The sequence below is a fragment of the Corynebacterium argentoratense DSM 44202 genome, assembly GCF_000590555.1.
Taxonomy (GTDB): domain Bacteria; phylum Actinomycetota; class Actinomycetes; order Mycobacteriales; family Mycobacteriaceae; genus Corynebacterium; species Corynebacterium argentoratense.
In genome coordinates this window covers 905,253-927,322 of sequence record NC_022198.1, presented here as the reverse complement: position 1 = coordinate 927,322, position 22,070 = coordinate 905,253, and the positions used below count along the sequence as shown (strand labels likewise).

At 58.6% G+C, this 22,070-nt stretch carries 20 protein-coding genes and 1 pseudogene; 15 read left to right on the top strand and 6 right to left on the bottom strand.

Translation table 11 applies throughout. The annotated features are described in order from the left end of the window. Nucleotides 1–5: 5 nt before the first annotated feature. A complete protein-coding gene (locus CARG_RS09840; protein ID WP_081761606.1) occupies nucleotides 6–656 on the top strand; it encodes a DedA family protein in 651 nt (216 codons plus the stop codon). Here CARG_RS09840 and CARG_RS04515 read toward each other — a convergent pair. Beyond that, nucleotides 569–1,897, bottom strand: coding sequence for a class I SAM-dependent methyltransferase (locus CARG_RS04515; protein ID WP_041746981.1), 1,329 nt, complete (start codon nucleotides 1,895–1,897; stop codon nucleotides 569–571). The two genes, CARG_RS09840 and CARG_RS04515, sit on opposite strands and share 88 nt — an antisense overlap. Before the next feature lie 181 nt (nucleotides 1,898–2,078). On the opposite strand from CARG_RS04515, the gene CARG_RS04510 reads away from it, so the two are divergent. From CARG_RS04510 to CARG_RS10065, 8 genes and pseudogenes are all read left to right on the top strand, one after another. Then, nucleotides 2,079–3,515 carry an NAD(P)/FAD-dependent oxidoreductase gene (locus CARG_RS04510; RefSeq protein ID WP_020976219.1) on the top strand — a complete coding sequence of 479 codons (1,437 nt, stop codon included), beginning with the start codon at nucleotides 2,079–2,081 and terminating at the stop codon, nucleotides 3,513–3,515. Between the two features lie 112 nt (nucleotides 3,516–3,627). Next, nucleotides 3,628–5,241 (top strand): bifunctional hydroxymethylpyrimidine kinase/phosphomethylpyrimidine kinase, encoded by a 1,614-nt coding sequence (locus CARG_RS04505; protein ID WP_020976218.1) that lies wholly within the window; start codon nucleotides 3,628–3,630, stop codon nucleotides 5,239–5,241. Between the two features lie 2 nt (nucleotides 5,242–5,243). Continuing rightward, entirely contained in the window at nucleotides 5,244–6,344 is a 1,101-nt protein-coding gene (gene thiO, locus CARG_RS04500; RefSeq protein ID WP_020976217.1) for a glycine oxidase ThiO, read from the top strand. A gap of 5 nt (nucleotides 6,345–6,349) precedes the next feature. Continuing rightward, complete coding sequence (gene thiS, locus CARG_RS04495; RefSeq protein WP_020976216.1) at nucleotides 6,350–6,577, top strand: sulfur carrier protein ThiS; 228 nt, start codon at nucleotides 6,350–6,352, stop codon at nucleotides 6,575–6,577. A gap of 44 nt (nucleotides 6,578–6,621) precedes the next feature. Next, complete coding sequence (locus tag CARG_RS04490; protein WP_236620178.1) at nucleotides 6,622–7,395, top strand: thiazole synthase; 774 nt, start codon at nucleotides 6,622–6,624, stop codon at nucleotides 7,393–7,395. After that, nucleotides 7,392–8,135: a HesA/MoeB/ThiF family protein gene (locus CARG_RS04485; protein WP_020976214.1), complete on the top strand. Its 744-nt coding sequence runs from the start codon at nucleotides 7,392–7,394 to the stop codon at nucleotides 8,133–8,135. Before CARG_RS04490 ends, CARG_RS04485 begins: the two co-directional genes overlap by 4 nt. A 49-nt stretch (nucleotides 8,136–8,184) precedes the next feature. Beyond that, nucleotides 8,185–8,817, top strand: a pseudogene (locus CARG_RS10455) (thiamine phosphate synthase); the annotation flags it as partial. Beyond that, nucleotides 8,791–9,525, top strand: a complete 735-nt coding sequence (locus CARG_RS10065; RefSeq protein WP_268750376.1) for a YggS family pyridoxal phosphate-dependent enzyme — start codon at nucleotides 8,791–8,793, stop codon at nucleotides 9,523–9,525. The pseudogene CARG_RS10455 and the gene CARG_RS10065, both read left to right, overlap by 27 nt. Here CARG_RS10065 and CARG_RS04475 read toward each other — a convergent pair. Then, entirely contained in the window at nucleotides 9,522–10,037 is a 516-nt protein-coding gene (locus CARG_RS04475; RefSeq protein ID WP_020976212.1) for a PaaI family thioesterase, read from the bottom strand. The genes CARG_RS10065 and CARG_RS04475 overlap by 4 nt on opposite strands. Nucleotides 10,038–10,063: 26 nt before the next feature. On the opposite strand from CARG_RS04475, the gene gndA reads away from it, so the two are divergent. The 6 genes from gndA to CARG_RS04445 are packed head-to-tail and all read left to right on the top strand — an operon-like array spanning nucleotide 10,064 to nucleotide 17,658. Further along, the gene (gndA, locus tag CARG_RS04470) at nucleotides 10,064–11,509 is read left to right on the top strand and encodes an NADP-dependent phosphogluconate dehydrogenase (RefSeq protein WP_020976211.1); all 1,446 of its coding nucleotides are present in this window, start codon (nucleotides 10,064–10,066) and stop codon (nucleotides 11,507–11,509) included. Next, the gene (locus CARG_RS04465) at nucleotides 11,509–12,813 is read left to right on the top strand and encodes a DEAD/DEAH box helicase (protein ID WP_020976210.1); all 1,305 of its coding nucleotides are present in this window, start codon (nucleotides 11,509–11,511) and stop codon (nucleotides 12,811–12,813) included. Before gndA ends, CARG_RS04465 begins: the two co-directional genes overlap by 1 nt. 46 nt (nucleotides 12,814–12,859) lie before the next feature. Further along, on the top strand, nucleotides 12,860–14,251 hold the full coding sequence (locus tag CARG_RS04460) for a hemolysin family protein (protein ID WP_020976209.1): 1,392 nt from the start codon (nucleotides 12,860–12,862) through the stop codon (nucleotides 14,249–14,251). Continuing rightward, complete coding sequence (locus CARG_RS04455; protein ID WP_020976208.1) at nucleotides 14,248–15,285, top strand: hemolysin family protein; 1,038 nt, start codon at nucleotides 14,248–14,250, stop codon at nucleotides 15,283–15,285. Before CARG_RS04460 ends, CARG_RS04455 begins: the two co-directional genes overlap by 4 nt. A 28-nt stretch (nucleotides 15,286–15,313) precedes the next feature. Then, the gene (locus CARG_RS04450; protein ID WP_052331898.1) at nucleotides 15,314–16,222 is read left to right on the top strand and encodes a hypothetical protein; all 909 of its coding nucleotides are present in this window, start codon (nucleotides 15,314–15,316) and stop codon (nucleotides 16,220–16,222) included. 14 nt (nucleotides 16,223–16,236) lie between these two features. Beyond that, the gene (locus CARG_RS04445; RefSeq protein WP_020976206.1) at nucleotides 16,237–17,658 is read left to right on the top strand and encodes a hypothetical protein; all 1,422 of its coding nucleotides are present in this window, start codon (nucleotides 16,237–16,239) and stop codon (nucleotides 17,656–17,658) included. Between the two features lie 90 nt (nucleotides 17,659–17,748). Here CARG_RS04445 and CARG_RS04440 read toward each other — a convergent pair whose 3' ends face one another. From CARG_RS04440 to secA2, 4 genes are all read right to left on the bottom strand, one after another. Next, complete coding sequence (locus CARG_RS04440) at nucleotides 17,749–18,330, bottom strand: MerR family transcriptional regulator (RefSeq protein ID WP_390885321.1); 582 nt, start codon at nucleotides 18,328–18,330, stop codon at nucleotides 17,749–17,751. Nucleotides 18,331–18,435: 105 nt separating this feature from the next. Continuing rightward, entirely contained in the window at nucleotides 18,436–19,176 is a 741-nt protein-coding gene (ftsR, locus tag CARG_RS04435; protein WP_020976204.1) for a transcriptional regulator FtsR, read from the bottom strand. A gap of 4 nt (nucleotides 19,177–19,180) precedes the next feature. Continuing rightward, nucleotides 19,181–19,597 carry an oxoglutarate dehydrogenase inhibitor Odhl gene (gene odhI, locus CARG_RS04430; RefSeq protein ID WP_020976203.1) on the bottom strand — a complete coding sequence of 139 codons (417 nt, stop codon included), beginning with the start codon at nucleotides 19,595–19,597 and terminating at the stop codon, nucleotides 19,181–19,183. A 120-nt stretch (nucleotides 19,598–19,717) separates the two neighbouring features. Beyond that, nucleotides 19,718–22,006 (bottom strand): accessory Sec system translocase SecA2, encoded by a 2,289-nt coding sequence (gene secA2 / locus CARG_RS04425; protein ID WP_020976202.1) that lies wholly within the window; start codon nucleotides 22,004–22,006, stop codon nucleotides 19,718–19,720. Nucleotides 22,007–22,070: the final 64 nt, after the last annotated feature.

Below are 22,070 nucleotides of genomic sequence, written 5' to 3'. Positions count from 1 at the left end.
CGGAAGTGTTTGAGGTTTCCACCCTGCTGTCGACCTTCGGGCTCGCGGGAATATACGCCATAGTTTTCATGGAGACGGGCCTGCTCATAGGCTTCATCTTCCCTGGGGACACCCTGCTGTTTACTGCCGGCATCATGGCGTCAGCACCCGAACCTTTTGCTCCACTATGGGCGTTGATGCTTGGAATTCCCATCAGCGCCATTATCGGTGACCAAGTCGGCTACACCATCGGCAAACGTGTCGGCCCAGCGATTATGCGCACCCGCGTCGCCCAATGGATCGGCCCGGAATACATCGACAAAACCAACCACTTTTTTGATCGCTTCGGGCCCGCCACAGTACTGCTCGCGCGGTTCATCGCTGTCGTGCGCACCGTCACCCCTGTCATGGCTGGATTCTCCCGAATGAATCGCAAAGCCTTCACCCTCTATTCCATCATCGGCAGCATCGCATGGGGTACCACGCTTCCTACCCTTGGATACTTCCTCGGCGAAATACCCCTGGTAGAACGCTACATGCACTGGTTTATCGCCGCAGGATTACTCACCGTTGCTGTCCCTATGTCCATTCAGCTTTGGCGACTGCGGCGCGCCAACGTCAAAACCGCGGCGTCCAACTCCCCTGCACTCAAGCAAGCCTCAAGCACACACAAATAGAAAAACCACAAGCGCCGAAACACCGCGTCATAGCCGGCCGCGGCAGCCTCCCGTAGGCACCCCTCAAAAAATTCGCGCTGCAGTCTGACGCTGAGCTCCACATGCGCACCATAGTGCGCCTCAGCAACCACACTAAGCGACGAATGCTCCGACACTACCTCGTGTATCTGCTCAATAGTCGGTGGCTGAAAACCCGGCCACAAGTACTGAGCAATCACCGACAACGCCGGATGCACTGCACTGCGCGACGCACCATGCGCCGCCGCCGCACGGCTCACTAACGTCGACAACACCGCCCGACCGCCACGAGCCACCATCGAATCAATAGAAGCCACATACTTCGCCCGATCCGCACCCAACTTGTCGAACACATCCACGCTCACCGCGGCGTCAAAACCCCCACGCCACCCAGGCTGCCACACACTAGGGCCAGGATATGCCCCGGAAATATCCTCTACCGATACCCGACGCCGCGACGCTGGCGGCAACGACAAACGGTAATTCGCCACATCGTCGGCGCTCTCATCACTTGCACACAGCGCATCCACGCTAAAACCACGGTCCACCGCATACGCCGCCACACCGGCATGCGTCGCAGGCATATGCACAACCCGCGACCCCCGACCAACACGCCCCGCATCCAGCAAAAACTCCAACGTGCGAGCCTGCGCATCCACCAAATCCTCACGGCACACCCCCACCGGCGCACCCATAACCGTGCGATCGACCGCAACCCCCGCGACGTCAACACGCGAAGTAGTCGACACACCCGAAGCGAACATTCCCCCATGCAGCTGCGGAACCTCCACCCCACGAGGACTACTCAACACAGCAAGCTCACGCGGAATATCAACCACCGCCGGCCCCACAGCGAACCCACGCCCCTCGCGACGCCCCAGCGGCCTATACCCACCCGCAATCAAACGCTTCAAAACAAACACCAAATCCGGCGCAACGAACTCCCCCGCCATAAAGCCCTCAGCCAAACCCAACCACCCACGCGCAGCAATACGTGCAAACAAAGCATCATGCTCAACCACAAGATCCGCAGGGCGCGAACCATCATCGTCAAGCAACAAGCCCGCGTCAGAGCACGCGGCAGCAAAAGCAGCCTCAGCTTTCAAGGCGCGACGCCTCATCCGCCACCCAGAAGGAACCCCCACAATCTCAGGCCAATCCTCAGCATCAACGAACTGCACATGCGAAAACCGTGCACCGCGCGCAGACCCTCGAAGACTCATAACCCACCAGGCTAATGCCAATCCCAGCCACAACCCGGTCGACACCCGGAGCAGCCCACAGCCTCCAGTGTGATTTTTGCACGCGAGGTCGTTACGATACATACACGCACCCCTGAGGTCCATCTGGAAACCAAACCACCGGGGACTCACACACTTTGTTTAAAAGGAGCACACTCAACCTATGAGCGACAATCAGGCACCCATCGAAGCGACCCGCCCCGACGGCGGACGCCACCACGTCGTCGTCATCGGCTCCGGTTTCGGAGGCCTGTTCGCGACTCATCGCCTGGCCGACGCCGACGTTGATGTCACCCTCATCGACCGCACCAACCACCACCTATTCCAACCTCTGCTCTACCAGGTAGCAACCGGCATCCTCTCCGCCGGTGAAATTGCCCCCTCCACCCGCCAAATCCTCAAAAAGCAGGACAACGCACACGTGGTGAAGGGCGAAGTCGTCGACATCGACGTCGACAAGCAGGTCGTCACCACCCAGCTCGGTGACTTCACCCGCAGCTACTCCTACGACTCCCTCATTCTCGCCGCCGGTGCAAACCAGTCCTACTTCGGCAATGACCACTTCGCACAGTTCGCGCCGGGCATGAAGTCCATTGATGACGCCCTGGAAATCCGTGCCCGAATCATCGGCGCTTTCGAACGCGCAGAACTGTGCAACGATCCTGCACAGCGCGAGAAGCTCCTGACCTTCGTCGTCGTTGGCGCCGGACCCACCGGTGTTGAGCTCGCTGGTCAGCTAGCCGAAATGGCTCACCGTACTCTCAAAGGCGAGTACTCCAACTTTGATCCTTCCTCTGCGAAGATCATCCTCCTCGATGGTGCACCCCAAGTGCTCCCGCCGTTCGGTAAGCGTCTCGGCCGTAACGCTCAGCGACAGCTTGAGAAGCTCGGCGTCACCGTCAAGCTCAACAGCATTGTTACTGATGTGACCGACAGCTCCGTGACGTTCAAGTCCACCAAGGATGATTCTGTCGAAACCATCGACAGCTTCTGCAAGATTTGGTCTGCCGGTGTCCAGGCTTCTCCGCTGGGCAAGCTCGTGGCCGATCAGTGCGGTGTTGAGGTTGACCGTGCCGGCCGTGTTCCGGTCAATCCCGACTGCTCTGTCGGAGACAAGTCCAACGTCTTCATCATTGGCGACATGATGAGCCTCGACCGTCTGCCCGGTGTGGCTCAGGTCGCTATTCAAACGGGCGAGTACGTGGCCGAAAATATTGCAGAAGAGGCCGAGGGCCGCTCCGTCGAAGAGCGCGAGAAGTTCGAATACTTCGACAAGGGCTCCATGGCGACCGTGTCTCGATTCTCTGCTGTGGTGAAGTTGGGCAAGGTCGAGGTCACCGGTTTTATCGGTTGGGTCCTGTGGCTAGCGGTTCACTTGATGTTCCTCGTGGGCTTCCGCAACCGTCTAGTCTCTGCTGTGTCGTGGGGCCTCAACGTGCTGTCCCGCAACCGTTGGCAGCTGACCACCACCCGCCAGCAGTTGCATGCACGCAACGCTATTGCGTTGCTTGATGAGCTGAGCAGCCCGGGTGCTGACGCTCCGATTGAGGTGAAGGACAACCGTCGCTTCGCGCTCAAGAAGATTCTGAACAAGGACTAACCCCACCCTTACCCCTCAATGGGGGTGTGCTGAGCGGTCCATCCCATGCGGGTGGGCCGCTTTTTCATTACCACTACTGCACCACTACGATGCCGCTACTAAGCTCGCTGTCGTGAATCCAGTGCAACCACAAACCCCACAAACCGGCGCTCCCATCGCTCGCGTCCTGTCCATCGCCGGTACCGACCCGAGTGGCGGCGCCGGCATCCACGCCGATATCAAATCTATTTCCGCTGCCGGCGGCTACGCTATGGCAGCGACGACCGCGCTGGTTGCGCAAAATACCTGCGGTGTTCGCCAGGTGTATGCGCCCCCGGTGTCCTTTTTGATTGAGCAGCTCGACGCTGTTTTTGATGACGTCGCGGTGGACGGCGTCAAAATCGGAATGCTGGGCGACTGCGAAACCATCGACGCGGTTCGCGGGTATCTGCAGGCTCACCCTGTGCCTGTAGTTGTGCTGGATCCGGTGATGGTGGCTACCTCCGGCGACCGCCTGCTGAGCCCCGATGCTGAACAAGCACTATCCGAGTTCGCAGCTACTGTGGACGTAATCACCCCCAACATTCCCGAACTAGCTGTGCTGACGGGTAATTCGCCCGCAGCCACCTTGGACGAAGCCATCGAACAGGCCCAGGCTTTTGCCAACGCGCACGGTACTACAGTGATCGTCAAGGGCGGCCACCTTGATTCTGCGGATGCGGGCAACGTCGTGGTGTCGCGTGCCAAGGATCCTGTGATCGTGCACAGCCCGCGGGTGGATACCACCTGCACCCACGGAACTGGCTGTTCCCTTTCTTCTGCCTTGGCTACGCGCCTTGCTTCCGGGGAAGACGCTGAAGCTGCCTTGCGCTGGTCCACAGCATGGCTAAGGGAAGCCATCGTTGGAGGTAGCGCACTGAAGGTGGGACAAGGCCATGGCCCTGTCGACCACAGCGCTCGGGCACGGCGACTTGCCGAGGCTGCAGAGTGCACACCGTGGCCGCATCTTGACTACTCTCTGGATCTCAGCACTATCGATGTCGACGATGAGCGCTTCGGTTCCAGCGCTGGACAGTCCGTTCCCAACAGCATTGCAGCCGCAGGCCCCCACACGCAGCGTCTGTGGGATCTGTCCAAGGCGGTGTGGGAAGCAATCATCTCCGATCCCTTCGTCACGGCCCTTGGGGAGGGCACGCTGTCGGAGGAATCATTCAGCTTCTATCTCGCACAGGACGCGCTGTATCTCAACCAGTACTCCCGCGCGCTAGCCATGGTTGCATCTTCAGCACGACGCCCCGATGACCAAGCAGCATGGGCCCAGGACGCGCACAACTGTCTGGTCGCGGAGGCAGAACTGCACCGCCAGTGGCTGGCCACCCGCCCAACGACGCAAGGCCCCTCTCATGTAACGCTCGGCTACACGAACTTCCTCGTGGCGACCGCCGCTACCTGTGACTACGCGGTGGCCGCAGCGGCTACCCTCCCCTGCTACTGGTTGTACGCCGAAGTCGGCACGCATTTGAGCAGCCGCAACCATCCTCAACATCCCTACGCCGCATGGTTGGATATGTACTCTGGTGACGACTTCACCCAAGATGTGCGTATGGCGATTGAACGAGTCGAATATGCACTGGAGCAAGCCAGCCCAGAGCAACGCCACGAGGCGACATCTGCGTATCTCACGGCGTGCATCTACGAACGTGAGTTCTTCGATCAATCCCTCCGAGTTTTTCACCGAGGTGTTTAAACGTGCCTAGCACCGCCCCCGCCTACAAGGTAATTGGCGCGGGAATCATTGGCCTGTCCACGGCGTGGATGCTGCACCGCGCCCAGCCAACCGCTCGCATCAGCATTATTGATCCGGCGCCCATCTCTGGGGCGTCCCACTGGGCTGCCGGTATGCTCGCCCCTACCGCAGAAATGCAGTTCGAGCAGGATGAGCTGGTGGAACTGATGGTTCGTTCCATGGAGCTCTATCCAAAACTCGTGGATTCGGTACAAAAAAACACCAACGTCGACACCGGTTACAACACCGAAGGCACGTTCGTCGCTGCAGCCGATGCCGCAGACCGCCAGCACCTTCACGACCTGTTGAACTATCAGCACTCTTTTACCCGCCGTGCCGACATGCTGACGCTCAGCGAAGCGCGGCGTCTTGAACCAGCGCTCAGCCCTAACATCAGCGGCGTGGTGAGTATCCCCGATGATTTCCAAATCAACCCTCGACAGTGGTGCTCTGCGCTCATTGATGCTCTGAAATCAAGCGGCGTTGTGGACTTCGAGTCGCGACCGGCTACCGATGAAGACCTCGGCCCGAGTTCCATCGTCTGCGCGGGTTTGGGCGCTAGCTCCATCCTCTCGTCCCTGGGTCTCGAACTGCCTCTGCGTCCGGTATTCGGCGAGATCATGCGCCTTGATGTTCCAGCTATTCACCGCCCCATCCTCCAGCGCGTGGTCCGTGGCTTCGTCAACGACCGACCCGTCTACGTGGTTCCCAGGACGAGTGGCGAACTCGTCATCGGCGCGACAAGCCGAGAAGACGGACGGGATCTCCCCCAGGCCGGTGGCGTCCTAGATCTGCTGCGCGATGCTGCCCGCATTGTGCCATCCGTGAGGGACTGCGACATCACCGAGGTCGGATGCGGTGCTCGCCCAGGCACTCCCCACGATATGCCCTACATTTTCCGACACGCCCCCAGCGGCACCGTCGTCTCGACCGGATATTTCCGACACGGCATTTTGCTTTCCGCGCTCGGCGCTCAACTGGGCTCTGCTCTGCTGCTAGGGACGGATTCTGAGCTGGACGCTGCGGACGTGCGGGCACTGGAACTATGCGGGCAGTTAAAGTAAGCATTATGAGTGAAGCAAGAACCGCAACAATAGCCATCACTGTCAATGGTGAAGCCGTTGAACTTCCCGCATCTACTACCGTCGGTGCCCTCGTGCGGGCCTACGTCAACAGTGAGCACCCGGAAGGCGTGGCAGTAGCCGTGGGTGATGACGTTGTCAGCCGCACAGATTGGGATCGCGCGCTAAGCAACGGCGACGAGGTCGAAATCCTCAGCGCTGTTCAAGGAGGCTAGTGTTCATGAATTCCCCCTCAACCGGCCCAGCAGCAGACACGTGGATGTTAGCCGGCCGAGAGTATCATTCTCGCCTCCTCTTGGGCACCGGCGGCATGACAAGCATGGACATTATGGAAGACGCTTTGGTTGCTTCCGGTGCGCAAATCGCGACCGTCGCCTTGCGTCGCTACCAGCCAAGCCAAGCAGAGAGCCTGTTTTCCATGCTGTCTCGTCTTGGAGTCGATGTTCTACCCAATACAGCTGGCTGTCATACCTCACGCGATGCTGTGCTCACGGCAAAACTCGCGCGCGAAGCACTCGGCACCGATTGGGTGAAGCTAGAGGTCATCGCGGACGACGACACTCTGTTACCCGATGTGCTCGAGCTCGTCGATGCCTGCGAACGCCTCTCAATGGATGGATTCAAAGTGTTGGCTTACACCAATGATGATCCCATCGTTGCCCGTCGTCTAGCCAGCGCCGGCGCGGCAGCTATCATGCCTGCTGGCGCGCCGATTGGAACTGGCTTGGGCGTTCTCAACCCGCACAACATCGAACTCATTGCTTCCGAGCACCCAGAGCTACCGGTGATCCTTGACGCCGGACTGGGCACGGCCTCCGATGCGGCCCTAGCGATGGAGCTCGGTTGCGACGCCGTTCTTCTTGCCAGCGCAGTGACACGATGTGCTCACCCTGTGGACATGGCTCGGGCGATGCGGAAATCTGTGGAAGCCGGCCTGCTCGCTCGCAGTGCTGGACGCATCCCCAAACGTGTGCATGCTGTAGCATCCTCGCCGATGGAAGGGCGCGCGTGGGCTGATGAGGTCCTTTCATGACGGACGCTTCCTCCCCCACCAGTGGTCTTAGTGAGGCAGAGTACGCCCGAACCGAGCGCAACCGCGTGCTCATTGGTGACGAGGCACAACGCCGTCTGCACGCGTCAAAAGTGTTAATGATTGGCGCTGGGGGCCTCGGATCCCCTTGTTTGCTTGCATTGACTGCGGCTGGCATCGGAGCCATTGATATTTGCGAAACCGACACGGTCGACGTTTCCAATCTGCAGCGTCAGACCTTGTACCGCGTCCACGATATTGGGCGGCCGAAGGCTGAGCTGGCTGTTGAACGTTTATCCGGCTTGGCGCCAGAGTGCACGCTGCGCTCGGTGGGTCGTTTTTCCGCCGACCGTGCAGCGGACCTGTGTGCCGGCGTCGATCTCGTGATCGACGGATCAGATAATTTTGATACGCGTTTCCTAGCCGGCGATATCACCGCTGAGCTTGGCATTCCTCTGGTATTGGGTGCTGTTTTGGGACACGAAGGCCAAGTGGCAGTGTTCAATTGGATAGATCCAGACGGTCGAGTTGGCCCGTGCCTTCGTGACCTTTATCCTGAACCCCCGAGCACACCTGCGGATCCCGCTCAACGCGGCGTTTTATCCTCGACCACCGGTGTGATCGGCAGCCTCATGGCAGCAGAGGCCATCAAAGTCGTGTCCGGGACCTCACCTGCTCCGGGTTTATTGCGCTACGACGGCAGCCGGGGTTCCTTCAAGCGTTTTTCTATCTCGTCCAGATAGGGTCTATACCGTGACTTCTTTTTCGACACCCCGTTTCGATCCCTCCGCTTTGTCTGTGTACCTGGTGACTTCCGGCGATGACGCCCACACTGTGGACACTGCAGCGGCGTGCGCCCGTGGTGGTGCGGGGATGATTCAGGTGCGTCTGAAAAACTGTGATGCCCGGGCGTACACCGACCTGGTGGTGCGGGTGGCTGATGCAGTGCACGAGGCTAATCCTTCAGCTCGGGTCCTGGTCGATGACCGTGTGGACGTCGCCTATGCTGCGCGTTTCCGGGGAGCTGAAGTCCACGGTGTCCATATTGGCCAATCCGATATTGATCCCCTCGCGGCTCGTGCGTTGTTGGGTCCCGATGCGATCATTGGTTTGACCACGGGCACATTAGAGTTGGTGCAACAGGCGCAGGCTTTCCACTCGCAGCACCCGGGGGTGTTGGATTATGTGGGTGCGGGTCCTTTCCGCCCGACCCCGACAAAAGATTCCGGCCGCAGCCCCCTGGGTTTGGAGGGTTATGGCCCTTTGGTGGCCGCCACTGATCTTCCGATCGTTGCTATCGGCGATGTCACCCCGAACGATGTTGAAGCCCTGGCGGGCATGGGCGTCGCAGGGTGCGCGATGGTTCGTTCTCTGATGCAGGCTGAGGATCCCGAAGCTATCACTCGCCAGGCCGTTCATGACTTCCGCGTTGGGCATCTGCGTCATCAACTGGCTGCTATAAAGAAAAAAATTAATGACGCCGCGGGGCCTCGGGCGTCGCAGGTGCGTGTTCTGCCGGTGTCTAAGACCTACCCCAGCGATGTGCTCGTCGCTGCCATGGATGCAGGCATGGAGTGCTTTGGGGAAAATCGCCCGCAGGAGCTACGCGATAAAGCCCAAGATTGCGCCGAGCAAGATAGACACCCCCACTGGGTTGCCATTGGCCAGCTCCAGCGCAACAAAGCTAAGTATGTCGCTCAGTGGGCTGATGAATTCCAAGCTCTCGACAGCCTCGAGCTTGCCGCGGAGCTCAATAAGCAGTTGGAGCGCTTCGGGCGCACGTTGAAAGTTATGATTCAGGTTAATAGCAGCGGCGAGACCCAAAAATCTGGTGTCTTTCCTGCTGACGTCGCACCCCTGCTGGATGCACTGCGTGAATTCGACCGCTTGGAGGTCATCGGAATGATGACGGTGGCTGCCAACCGAGCTCTTGCTGGTGATGCTGCAACAGCGGCCTGTTTCCAGCGCATGCAGTCGCTGCAACAATCACTACTCGATCAGGGGTACTCCGAGGTCCAAGAGCTGTCCATGGGGATGAGTGATGACTTTGATCTCGCGCTTGCCCACGGCGCAACCTGTGTGAGGATCGGCAGCGCGATTTTCGGCTCCCGCCCCACACCACGGCCTTCTTAGCGGCCGTGCGCCTGCTGCGTGGGCTTTTGAATAGTCCGCACCCGCGACACCGCAACAAGCTTGTCACGCTGGAACATCGCGACGTCAATAAGTGAAGAAACATAACCCTGGCGCACCGGTGTGGCGACAACATCAAGCACACCAGAACGAACGGGTGTGAGAAATTCGGTGGAATTAGTCACCCCCACGGCATGAGTCTTAGAAGCGGCAATCGCCCCCATCGTCGCAAGGATAGAGGCCACAGACTCAGCGCACATCGCGTACACACCACCATGCACGTCACCCCACGGCTGCATGTGACACTGCTGCACCACCATCGATGCTTCCACCCGCTCACTACTAATCGATGTGTAGCGCAACCCCAACCACTGTTCCGGCCCAGCAAATCCGGCGTTAAGAACATCCAACTCAGCTACAGTGGCAGGCTTGGCCCCCGGGGCTGCACACCGAGCTAGCACCCCAAGCATCTCGGAGAGGTTTTCGCTGCCTTTATCCGCCTTATTCTCTTTCACACGACCACCCTACTAGGATTGGACGCATGACTGACCAACTTGCGCAGATCGGTGTTGTCGGACTTGCAGTTATGGGCTCTAATATTGCCCGTAACTTCGCACGTCACGGACACACCGTCGCAGTGTACAACCGCAGCTTCGACAAAACTGAACGCTTCATGGCGGAACACAGCTCCGAAGGCGCATTCGTTGCCTCCGACAGTATTGAGGCTTTCGTGGCGTCCTTGGAACGCCCGCGCCGGGCCTTGATCATGGTGCAGGCCGGTAAAGCCACTGACGCCGTGATCGAGCAGCTCGCAGACGCGATGGAGCCCGGAGACATCATCATCGATGGCGGCAATTCCCTCTACACTGACACGATCCGTCGCGAAGCGGCGATGTCAGAGCGCGGCATTCACTTCGTCGGCGCTGGTATCTCCGGCGGTGAAGAAGGCGCCCTCAACGGCCCGTCGATCATGCCTGGTGGCCCCGCTGAATCCTATGAATCCTTGGGGCCGCTGCTGGAGTCTATTGCGGCGCAAGTCGACGGCACCCCCTGCTGCACCCATATCGGCCCCGACGGTGCCGGTCACTTCGTGAAGATGGTCCACAACGGTATCGAGTACGCGGACATGCAGGTCATTGGCGAGGCCTACCACCTGCTTCGCTACGCCGCCGGCCTAGAGCCTAAGGAAATCGCCGCCGTGTTCCGCGAGTGGAATGCCGGCGATCTTGACTCTTATCTAGTGGAAATCACCGCCGAGGTTCTGGATCAAGTAGACCAACGTACGGGTAAGCCTCTGGTTGATGTGATTGTTGACGCCGCGGGGCAAAAAGGCACCGGTCGGTGGACCGTGAAGGCGGCCCTGGACCTGGGCATTCCGGTCACTGGTATTGGTGAAGCCGTGTTTGCACGTGCACTGTCTGGTGCCCGGACTATGCGGGAAGCGACCATCGGTAACCTCCCCTCGGGCACACTCGATACCCGCGCAGTGCCTGATCGCGACGCCTTCATCGAAGATGTTCGCCGAGCACTCTATGCCTCTAAGTTGGTGGCCTACGCGCAGGGCTTTGACGAAATCAAGGCTGGTTCTGCAGAGCACGGTTGGGATGTTGACCCGCGTGACCTCGCTACCATTTGGCGCGGTGGTTGCATCATCCGCGCGAAGTTCCTCAACCGCATCGTCGATGCCTACAATGCGAACGGTGATCTAGAGTCTCTGCTGCTCGATCCGTACTTTAATGGTGAGATGACTAACCTGGTGGACTCTTGGCGCCGCATCGTGGTCGCAGCCACCGAGCGTGGCCTGCCGATTCCGGTATTTGCGTCCTCCTTGTCCTACTACGACGGTCTTCGCGCGGAGCGACTGCCGGCCGCGCTGATTCAGGGCCAGCGCGATTTCTTTGGCGCGCACACCTATGAGCGTGTGGATACGCAAGGACATTTCCACACTTTGTGGAGCGGCGACCGCAGTGAGGTCGAGACGTCCTAGTGACTACTTTTTCTGAACTCGGTCTACCAGTCGCGGTATGTCATAGCCTGAGCGCCCTTGGCATCAAGGACGCTTTCGATATTCAAGCTGCTGCTATACCTGATGCCCTCGAGGGGCGCGACGTGCTGGGCCGAGGCCCCACGGGGTCGGGCAAGACCTTTACTTTCGGCCTTCCCATGATTGCCCGCTTGGCCGGATCCGGGGTGTCCCGCCCCGGGGCTCCGCGGGGGCTCATCGTCGTGCCCACCCGTGAATTAGCAGCGCAGGTAAAGCAGCGGTTGGATGATCCTGCGGCTGCGATGGGCCTGCGGGTGCTGGAGGTTGTCGGCGGTGTCAACATCAAACGTCATATCACCGCATTGGCCTCCCCCGTGGACATTCTGGTGGCCACGCCCGGTAGGGCTCAGGACCTCATCGACCAAAAAATCCTCAGGCTGGATCAAGTCAGCATCGTCGCGCTTGACGAAGCCGACCAGATGGCCGACATGGGGTTCCTCCCCCAAGTGCGCAAACTATTGCGCTTAACCCCCTCCCAGGGGCAGCGGCTGTTGTTTTCCGCCACCCTCGACGGGGATGTCGGGAAACTGGTTAAGGAGTTCATGCACAATCCGGTGGAGCATTCCACCGCTGCGGTTGAGGCCTCCGTTGACACCATGGAACATGTCACCATCCGCGTGGGGGATCGCCCCTCACGTAATGCTGCCGTCGAACAGCTAGCTATCGATGCCTCCGCTCGTGGTGCAAAAGTCATCATGTTCATGCGCACCAAGCATGCGGTTGATCGACAGCTGAAAAAAATCACCCGCAATGGGGTCAACGCTGTCGCCCTCCACGGTGACAAAGGACAAAACACCCGCACCAGGGCCATTGAAGATTTCAGCTCCGGTCGTGCCACTGTCCTCGTCGCCACGGATGTTGCGGCTCGAGGGATTGATATTTCTGACGTGTCCCTGGTGGTACACATTGATCCCCCCGCGGAAAAGAAGTCCTACCTCCACCGCGCGGGGCGCACGGCCCGAGCCGGCACTGCCGGTATCGTCGCCACCCTTGTTATGGACGATCAAGTCGAAGCGGTCACTGCGTTGCTGCGTAGCGCGGGCGTGAACGCTGCCGACATCGACGCGGCGTCATTAAATAAGCTGATCGACAAGCTCGGTCCGCAACCTACCAGCAGCACAGGACGTCCGCAGCGCAGCATTGCGGCGGATCAGCCCAAGGAACAGCAACAGAGACGACGCGGTGGTACCCGCGACCGCAACAGCCAGCGCAGCACTAGCCGCAGAAGGAGCAAGAAACCACGATGACAGGCTCCCCGACCTGTTCACTTTTCAAAGTGGTTGTTGTTTCACCATGGACATTTTTCTAAGCATTCTCGCGCTTGTAGGCTTCGTAGCGTTGACCGCTGCTACTGGCTTTTTTGTCGCGATCGAATTTGCCCTGACCGGCCTCGAGCGCTCGCAGATTGATAATCACGTCCGCGACACCGGCGACAGCACCGCCCTGGCAATCCAGAAGGCCCACAACAACCTGTCCTTCGAGCTGTCCGGCGCACAGCTGGGTATCACTATCACTACCCTAGCGACCGGTTACCTTGCCGAGCCGGTTCTTAGCCGATTCTTCACCCCCGTGTTGGAGCTCAGTGGGCTGAGTGATCAGGCTGCACGTCCGGTTGCCCTTGTCCTAGCGTTGATCATTGCCACGTTGTTGTCCATGGTCTACGGCGAGCTTGTTCCCAAGAACATGGCTATCACGGATCCACTTGCGGCCGCCCGCCTGACTGTCCGGCCCGTGCACTTGTTCAACGTGGTGTTCGCTGGTTTTGTGCGTCTGCTTAATGCCGCTGCTAATGCGTTGGTTCGCAAGCTAGGTATAGAGCCTGCAGAGGAGCTAGCCAGCGCCCGAAGTGCTCAAGAGTTGGGTGCCTTGGTGCGCAATTCTGCCAAGCATGGTGGGTTGGATAAGGCCAAGGCAGCCATGCTGGATCGGAGCCTGAAGTTCGGTGAGGAATCTGCCGAAGATTTCATGACGCCGCGTGCGAAAATCGAAACACTTGATGCCGCCGCCAGCGTTCAGGATCTTCTGGAGCTCGCCTTGGACACTGGCCACTCTCGTTTCCCGGTGATCGATGGGGACCTCGACGCAACAATCGGCGTTGTTCACGTCAAGGATGCTTTCGGCGTGGCGAAGGCCAGCCGTAGCCGCACCCCTGCTGTGCAGTTTGCGCGCCCTGTCCCACAGGTGCCAGCGAGTTTGGATGGGGACGCGGTGCTCGCCGTTGTGCGTAAGGCCGGTAGCCAGATGGCCCTAGTTGCCGACGAGTACGGTGGCACAGCCGGCATTGTCACCATCGAAGACGTGGTGGAGGAAATCCTCGGAGAGGTCTACGACGAACATGATGATGCCGAGGCGGAACGCGATTTTCTCCGCGTCGGTGCCAGCTGGGAAATTGCCGGCCTTGTCCGTGTTGATGAGCTCAGTGAGAAGGTCGGCTATTACGCCCCCGAGGGGCCGTATGAAACCCTGGGAGGTTTGATTATGGCGAGCCTCGGTCGCATCCCTAAGGCAGGGGACGTTGTGCTGTTGCCAGAAACGGACCGCGACAGCATGGACGAGTTTGAGTCCGGCATTCAGGGGCGCTGGATTGCCCGAGTAACGCTGATGGATGGGCGTCGCATCGATAAGTGCGTTTTGACGCCCATGAGTGAAGACGAAGCCCATGACTATGTGAAGGATTACCAATGATCCTGCTCATGGTCCCACTGTTGCTGTTGGTTAATGCGTTCTTCGTCGCGGCTGAATTCTCGCTTATTTCGTCTCGCCGCGACCGCCTGGAAGCGCTTGTAGCCCAAGGAAAGGGTCGGGCCCGCACCGTCATTAAGGCTTCGGAGCAGCTATCGATGATGCTCGCTGCCGCTCAGTTGGGTATCACGATCGCTTCGTTGATTCTCGGTAAAGTTGGCGAGCCTGCCATCGCTCACCTTATCGAAGCCCCGGCGCATGCTCTGGGCTTGCCGGATGGCATGCTGCATCCCTTAAGCTTCGGCATCGCTTTGCTGTTAGTAACATTCTTACACATCATCCTCGGCGAAATGGTGCCCAAAAATATTGCCCTGGCTGGCCCCGAGACCGTGGCAATGCTGTTGGTCCCAACCCATTTGTTGTTCGTGAAGATCACCAGGCCCTTTATCATCGCGATGAACTGGATCGCGGGTCATACGTTAAAGGCGTTCGGTATCCAGCAGCGCGATGAACTGGATTCGATCGTGGATCCTGAGCAACTTGCAACCATGATTACAGAATCGCGCTCTGAGGGATTGCTTGATGCCGAAGAGCACGCTCGCTTAAACATGGCTCTGCATTCAGATGCTCGCAATGTGCGTGAGGTTCTCATTCCGCTATCGGAGGTCAATACCTTCTCTATGGCACCCACCTTGGGTGAGCTCAATGAGGCAGTGAACGCTACAGGATTCTCACGCTTCCCCGTTATCAATGAGGCCGGAACGACGTTTATCGGGTATATCCACGTTAAGGACGTCCTCGACCGCATGGTTGCCCGCGAGGCTACTCCGGACGAGCGCGTGCCCCAGTCGGCCATTCGACCGCTGACCACCATCGCCGCAGAGCAGTCACTCGATGATGCTATGCGCACGATGCGTCGACGCAACGCTCATATGGCGCAGGTTCGCGATTCCGGGCTGTTGCTGGGAATCGTCACTCTTGAAGACCTCATTGAAGAGTTCGTCGGCACCGTGCGCGACTGGACTCACGAGAGCTAAGATCCGCCCCGCTAGGGAGTCAACAACAATGCCGCCTTGTCCAGTGTCTGATCCGCTAGAGGTACTTGATTACCAGCAGTGGGAGCAGCGTATGCATGCGCATCAACAGCGTGTAGCAGAGCTGACGCATGACCACCTTGAGCGTCGCACCCGTGGCATCAAGCACCCCATTTTTGATTTTCTCTTCGATTATTATCCGACGACCCCAGGCCAGTTGTCGCGTTGGCATCCGGGCCTGGGTGTGGCCCTGGACGCCAACGATCGCACTCCGCCACATTCGGCGTGGCGTTTCTACAAGCAGGTTGAGCATGAAACGGCCGGGCGCATCGTCATGTTTGATGCCCAAGAGATGCTCCAGCAACGCCGTGTGTTGGTCGCGTTCATTCACGATTTACTCACCCGAGACACTCCAGCACGTTTTGATTGTTTTGGTCTGCACGAGTGGGCGATGGTCTATCAGGGCACACCGCGGCATGATATGCCGTTGCGTCTCAGCGAGCAGGCAACTAATGAGGTGGTAGATACCCATTCGATTCGGTGTAGCCACTATGACGCGTTTCGTTTTTTCACGGAGGCCGCGCGACCTCTTAATGCTTTTCAACCGACTCGTGAAACACAACCTGTCCTTGAGCATCCGGGATGTTTGCACGCCACGATGGATCTGTACAAGTGGGCTACCAAGCTTGGGCCGGCGGTGGATGGCGAGACTTGGCTGGAGACTTTCCGTCTGGCTCGGGATGTGCGCATTCTGGATATGGAGGCGAGTCCTTACGATTGTCGACCTCTTGGTTTTGGGGTCGTTGCGATTGAAACTCCGGAGGGCAAAGCTGAGTATGTTGCTAGGCAAAGGGACTTTACACGGCGCGCAGAGGTGTTGCGCAAGCGTTTGAGTGACTGCGCCGCGGGGGTATTTGGCACTTTCCTTAAAGACAGCTGATAGCGTAATTAACTATGGGTCGTCATTCCACCGGCTTAAGCCCGAAAAAGAAGGTTGCACCGCAACTCATCCTCGCGTTGATCGCAACGGTCGTCGTTGTTGCGGTGTTCTCCACGTCGTTTTATCTGTGGAATGGTGCGCGTAGTCGTGCCGCTGACGAGCGCGCTGTCTCTGATTGCATTCAGGGGCAGCTGAAAGTACCCGTGGAGGTTAGCCCGGATGCTCCTCATTCGGTCGATGACATCCTTGATGGTTTTGTTAAAGCTAACCCGGTTGTTAAGGATTACTGCATTGAGTTGACCAGGTCTACCCCGGGTGCTTTGCTGATCACCACTGGCAACACTTCCACGATTAACTACGACTTGGATCAGCGCGGTATGTCCCCTGCGCAGACTGAGTGGGCTGTGGTTGCTGCAAGCCGGGTGGGTGTCGGTGTTCGGCAGGGTGCCAAGGTGCCAAAGACCTGGGCAGACGTTGCACCAGATTCGACTGCGTACAATGGTTCTTTTTCTTTGGGCCCACGTTTGGCTGCGGTGTTGGTACGGGAGTCGACAGATACTATTGACGCCGCGTTGGGTGCTGTCGCAGATGGCTCTATGCCCTTGATGTTCCCGGAGGAACCGAGCAGCGACACCTCATACATTCTTGCCGATGAGGACGATAAGCTGCCCGATGGTTTTGACTTCCACCAGGTTGCAGACACTGTGGTGCCTTTCTATTCCGTGGCGCTCAATGCCGGCGGTGGGATTAGTGAGGAACAAGCGCGTGTGGCGTCTGCTATTCAGGGCTATGTCTTGTCGCAGGTTCCGGTGCAATTAAGCGCTGGGGAAAAGCAGAGCATCGTGGACTTGGATAGTGGCACGGCTTTGTCGAGAGCTCTGGCTCTGGGCGGAGGACAGCAGCAGGATGGTTCCTCAGCTGACGCTAGTGAGAGTTCCGACACTGGCGCCTCGGCCCCTGCTCATCAGGACACGTTGCTCCTCCTAGACACCTCCACTGCTATGGCGGAGTTTCTACCGGCTCAGGTCGAGGCTTTGAAGAAGCGAGCCGCGGAGGTGGTGTCCAATGGTCACAAGGTGGCTTTGTGGAATTACTCCAGCCCATTGAATCCTGGGGTAACGCAAGGGTGGCGCAACAACGTTGCGTTCACGGATGACCTGTCCTTGATTGATGCCACCTTGGATGGTTTTCAGACCGGGGGTCTTCCCCAAACGCGGCCAGCGCTAATCAACGCAATGCAAGCAACGGCGGATCACGGTGGCGGTCAGGTGTATCTGGTGACCACCGGTAGCGTCGGCTTCTATGACGACGACAGTTTTAGCCAGATGCTGGATGCGTTTAACGACGCTGCCGTAACGGTTGCCGCCCAGCATGTGGGCCCAGGCGCTCACGATAAGGTGCTTGACTCTTTTATCCGCAGTCAAGATAGCCGATAGCGTTCACGCTGCACTCGGCTGGGTGGACTAAGCATGAAAAAGCAGCCACGGCGTGTGTCGTGGCTGCTTTCGTTGTCGTGAGACTGGTTGCTAAGAAACCTGACGTCGCGCGCGTCGAGCAGCAAGTTCGTCGCGGAAGTCTGCAACTGCGGTGTCGTCGTGGGTGATGCTCTCAGAGGGGAAGGCAGCGATGGTGCCGGTGAGTTCCTTCATAATGCCCGGAACCGCAATGCCGAAAACGCCTTGGCCGCCGGCCAGGAGGTCAATCACTTCTTCATTGCTGCGGCATTCGTAGACGGTGGTGCCGTCGCTGACCAGGGTGATGGTGGCGAGGTCGTCAACGCCAAGGTCGCGGAGGTTACTGACCGCGAGGCGAATATTTTGAAGCGAAATGCCGGTGTCTAGTAAGCCCTTGACGATCTTCAGCACCAGGATGTCGCGGAAAGAGTACAGGCGTTGGGATCCTGAGCCGCGGGCGCTACGGATGGAGGGAACAACGAGCTGGGTGCGTGCCCAGTAGTCGAGCTGTCGGTAGGTAATTCCAGCGACCTGGCATGCAATGGGTACGCGGTAGCCCACTGTCTGGTCCGGACCGATGTCGAATAGGGACTCCTGCACGGGGCGATTGTTGTCAGTCACGCTCGTGGCCTCTCTTGTAGTTTCTTGTTGCACACGCAAACCTTGAACCTCAACTTTAACTTAAGAGTTAATGCCATCGGTGTAAGACACAAACAATTAAGTTCAAAAAGTGGCGAGGAATTACCCCCATGTAGGGCGCTAGCTACCGAACTCTTTCAGGAGTTCCCTGTGGAAAACATCCTCGTTGAGCGAGACAATAAGCGACATCATTTGGCGGGCGATCTCTTCTGCCCTACCGCGAGCTGCGTCATCTTTAGCACGCGCAACTGGCCCTGCCACCTGCGTAACCAAATCAACCTGGCGCTGAGCATGGTTTTTAAGCGACTTCAGGTGGCGCACATCGAGCCCATACTCTACGAGCTGGGAAATGACGGCAATCACCGATACATCACTGGAGGAAAACAGGCCCGCAGCATCGGGGGTGATCAGACCCGCGTTGATCAAACCCATCAGATCGTCCTCGCTCATTGCTGTCTGCGCAGCCAGCTCGGACAGCTTCATGCGGTCGGATCCCCGATGGGCAGCCTCATCGGCCTGGCTAGCGGGAAGCGCCGAAACTTCACCGCGGTCGATCGCTTCCAACTGGGAACGGATGACCTTCAACGGCAGGTAACGGTCACGCTGCATGTCCAGAATGAAACGCAGCCGCTCCACATCGTCCATCGTGTAGGAGCGATATCCCGTAGCGGTTCTCTGCGGCTCCAGCAAACCCTCAGATTCGAGGTAGCGAATCTTAGAATGCGTGATCTGCGGGTAATCAGGCTTGATCAGCTTGAGTACCGCGCCAATCGACATGGATTTACTACGACCCGAAGTGGACTGGGCCGGAACGTTGTTACGGGCGGCCCATCCACCACCCGTCGATTGCACAGCACCCATGATGCTAAACCAGGAACACCAGGCGGAATTTACCGATCTGAACCTCATCGCCGCTCGAGAGCACTGCGGAGTTCTTCGGCTCACGGTTAACGTAAGTTCCGTTAAGGCTTCCGACGTCGACTACTTCGAAAGCCCCATCATTGATGCGGAATTCGGCGTGCCTTCGGGACACCGTCACGTCGTCGAGGAAGATGTCGCTCTCGGGGTGGCGACCAACTGTGGTGGTTGGCCGATCGAGCAGGAAGCGGGAACCCGCATTGGGGCCACGCTTCACGACCAATAGTGCAGACCCCTCAGGAAGGTTCTCTGCGCCGATCTGGGCCGACGCGCTGGCGCCGGATTCCATCTCCTTGAGGAGGTCAGCGCGGAAAACAGACGTTGTTTCCACCTGGGGTTCGGGGATCCCGGTTGTGTCACTCATTGGCTAAAATTCCTCCCGGATTTCGCGCTGGTACTTATCTCTAACTCGTTCCATCATAGCGGTAACGCCGTGAGCAGTAGAGTCCGGATCTACCCCCATGGGGTAAACGCAGGCCACGACTCATCGGAACGCCGAAGTGAGCGCATTGATGACACTATTCCCGCTGCTTTGCAGAGGGTTATCTCCCACCATGTACGTCCAGGTAGCACTGGGCCTATGGAGTCCCAGATCGTCTAGATGGGCCCCCTCAGCATCAATATCGATAGTGGCGAATGTCTCACGGGCATCACGGACCGCCTTCTCCCGCAAAGCCTTGAACTCCAGTACGGCGATGCGGTGGAACTCATCGATGGGGGTTTCCTTAGCAATAGCCCTCAGGTGAATAGATTCCCGCACGTCATCTAACAGGGCTAGGTGCTCCGACCAGCCGTAATCCAGGTGATAGAGCACAATCTCCCGCGCTGCTTGCTCCAACGTTTCAACGCTCACACCGCTGGCTTCCAGCTCTCCCGCCCTCTGGGGGTTGTGCGCACGCAACTCCTCCCAAGCCACGGCCGTGTGGAGGAGGTCGAACCTGCGCTCGTCGATGATTGCGCGCTGATCCGAGATGAGCTTGTTGTACTTCCACGTTTGCGAGTGGATCTCCAGCAGCTGCCCCTCTGTCACACGCTGACAATGGGCCACAAAGTCACCCACGCGCTTACTGTCTATGCGACCGTCGCTGGCAACATCCGCTTTGACGGACTCCCCCGCGCCACCAGCCAGCACCACGTCATCGTCAAGGGAGACGAAAAATAGCGATAGCCCGGGATCTCCCTGACGCCCCGCACGGCCACGCAACTGATTATCTAGCCGTTGAGTGCGGTAGCGGCCAGTACCAATCACAGCAAGACCGCCAAGCTCAACGACCTCATCACGACGGGATTCGTCCGCTCCACCAAGGCGAATATCCGTTCCACGGCCGGCCATTTGAGTGGACACGGTTACTTTTCCAACATCGCCCGCTTCCGCGATGATCCGCGCTTCCTCGGCATCATTCTTCGCATTGAGGACGACAACATCAATACCTTGATCCCCCAAGCGTTCTGCCAACGTCTCGGATTCCGCGACGTCATGAGTTCCAACCAGCACTGGCTGACCGGTTGCGTGAATCCGCGCGATCTCCTGAACAATCGCGGCGGTCTTGTCTTCAACGGTTGCGTAAATACGGTCGGCTTCATCGAAGCGGCGCAACGGAGCGCTGCGCTCAATCACAGATACGCGGAGATCATAAAACTGCCGAAGCTGGTCAATTGCCTCCACAGCCGTGCCAGTCATCCCACACACCATGGGATAGCGCCCCATCAACGCCTGCAACGTGATGGTGTCGAGGATCCGGCCACCTTCAGTAACATCGAGGCCTTCCTTCGCCTCCACCGCGGCATGCACCCCATCGGGCCAGCGCTGCAGATCCGCAACCCGCCCGCGGGAAGCGTCGATGATCTGTACCTTGCCATCGCGAACGATGTAATGCACATCCCGGTGCAGCAGATGCTCGGCGTGCAAAGCCAAATTGACCTGAACCAAGGTGGTGCCCACGTGCTCTTGGTCATACAAGCTGGAGATGCCCAACTCGCGCTCCACAACGGCAGCGCCTCTGTCGTTCAGAAACACCGTGCGTCCGTCCTCGGAGACTTCGAAATGCTCCGATTCCGTTAGCCGCGACACGATCTCTGTAATCTGTCCCGCCGGCGCAACACCCGGTGCACTTCCTGCCAGCACCAAAGGAACCAACGCCTCGTCAACCAGCACACTGTCAGCCTCGTCGACGATAGCGACGTCAGCACCATGCTGCACCGCATCCTCCGGTCGGACTATGAGCTGATCCCGCAGAACATCGAACCCGATTTCGCTCACCGGAGCGTACACAACGTCGCAACGGTAGGCATCGCGGCGAGAATCACTGTCCATTTTTTCGCCGATGCTTGCCACAGACAAACCGAAGAATTCAACCAACGGACGCATCCACTGGGCGTCACGATGAGCCAAGTAATCATTGACTGTGATGCAGTGGACGCGCTTGCCCCGCAAAGCGAAGCCGGTAGCCGCCATCGCCCCCACCAGAGTCTTGCCCTCACCAGTGGCCATGTGGACCACATCGCCCTCGAGAAGTCGCAGCGTAGCCTGCAATTGTACGTCGAAAGGCACCATGCCAAGCCATCGCTGTGAGGCTACCGACAACACTGCTAACAAGGCGGCATAATCCTCCGACTGTGCGGCGGCACGGCCACGCTCCGACAGTTGCTCATCAGGTAACGCAGCCACGTCGTCTAGCAGAGATTCGGCCTTTTTCACGAGCGCGATACTGCGCTTTTGGTTGCGCCCGGAAGTATCACCGAGCATGTTCCACAACCAACCAAAACCACCCATGGGGCACCACTTTCTGTCTTTACTGTCGCCTAGCTTAACAGCCGCGTGCGACCAACCAATACAT

Bases quoted from the DNA above. Each gene is read 5' to 3' on its own strand.
- CARG_RS04515 (WP_041746981.1), bottom strand. From the start codon at position 1,897: ATGAGTCTTCGAGGGTCTGCGCGCGGTGCACGGTTTTCGCATGTGCAG.
- CARG_RS04510 (WP_020976219.1), top strand. From the start codon at position 2,079: ATGAGCGACAATCAGGCACCCATCGAAGCGACCCGCCCCGACGGCGGA.
- thiS (WP_020976216.1), top strand. From the start codon at position 6,350: ATGAGTGAAGCAAGAACCGCAACAATAGCCATCACTGTCAATGGTGAA.
- CARG_RS04490 (WP_236620178.1), top strand. From the start codon at position 6,622: ATGTTAGCCGGCCGAGAGTATCATTCTCGCCTCCTCTTGGGCACCGGC.
- CARG_RS04485 (WP_020976214.1), top strand. From the start codon at position 7,392: ATGACGGACGCTTCCTCCCCCACCAGTGGTCTTAGTGAGGCAGAGTAC.
- gndA (WP_020976211.1), top strand. From the start codon at position 10,064: ATGACTGACCAACTTGCGCAGATCGGTGTTGTCGGACTTGCAGTTATG.
- CARG_RS04460 (WP_020976209.1), top strand. From the start codon at position 12,860: ATGGACATTTTTCTAAGCATTCTCGCGCTTGTAGGCTTCGTAGCGTTG.
- CARG_RS04455 (WP_020976208.1), top strand. From the start codon at position 14,248: ATGATCCTGCTCATGGTCCCACTGTTGCTGTTGGTTAATGCGTTCTTC.
- CARG_RS04450 (WP_052331898.1), top strand. From the start codon at position 15,314: ATGCCGCCTTGTCCAGTGTCTGATCCGCTAGAGGTACTTGATTACCAG.
- CARG_RS04445 (WP_020976206.1), top strand. From the start codon at position 16,237: ATGGGTCGTCATTCCACCGGCTTAAGCCCGAAAAAGAAGGTTGCACCG.
- ftsR (WP_020976204.1), bottom strand. From the start codon at position 19,176: ATGGGTGCTGTGCAATCGACGGGTGGTGGATGGGCCGCCCGTAACAAC.
- odhI (WP_020976203.1), bottom strand. From the start codon at position 19,597: ATGAGTGACACAACCGGGATCCCCGAACCCCAGGTGGAAACAACGTCT.
- secA2 (WP_020976202.1), bottom strand. From the start codon at position 22,006: ATGGGTGGTTTTGGTTGGTTGTGGAACATGCTCGGTGATACTTCCGGG.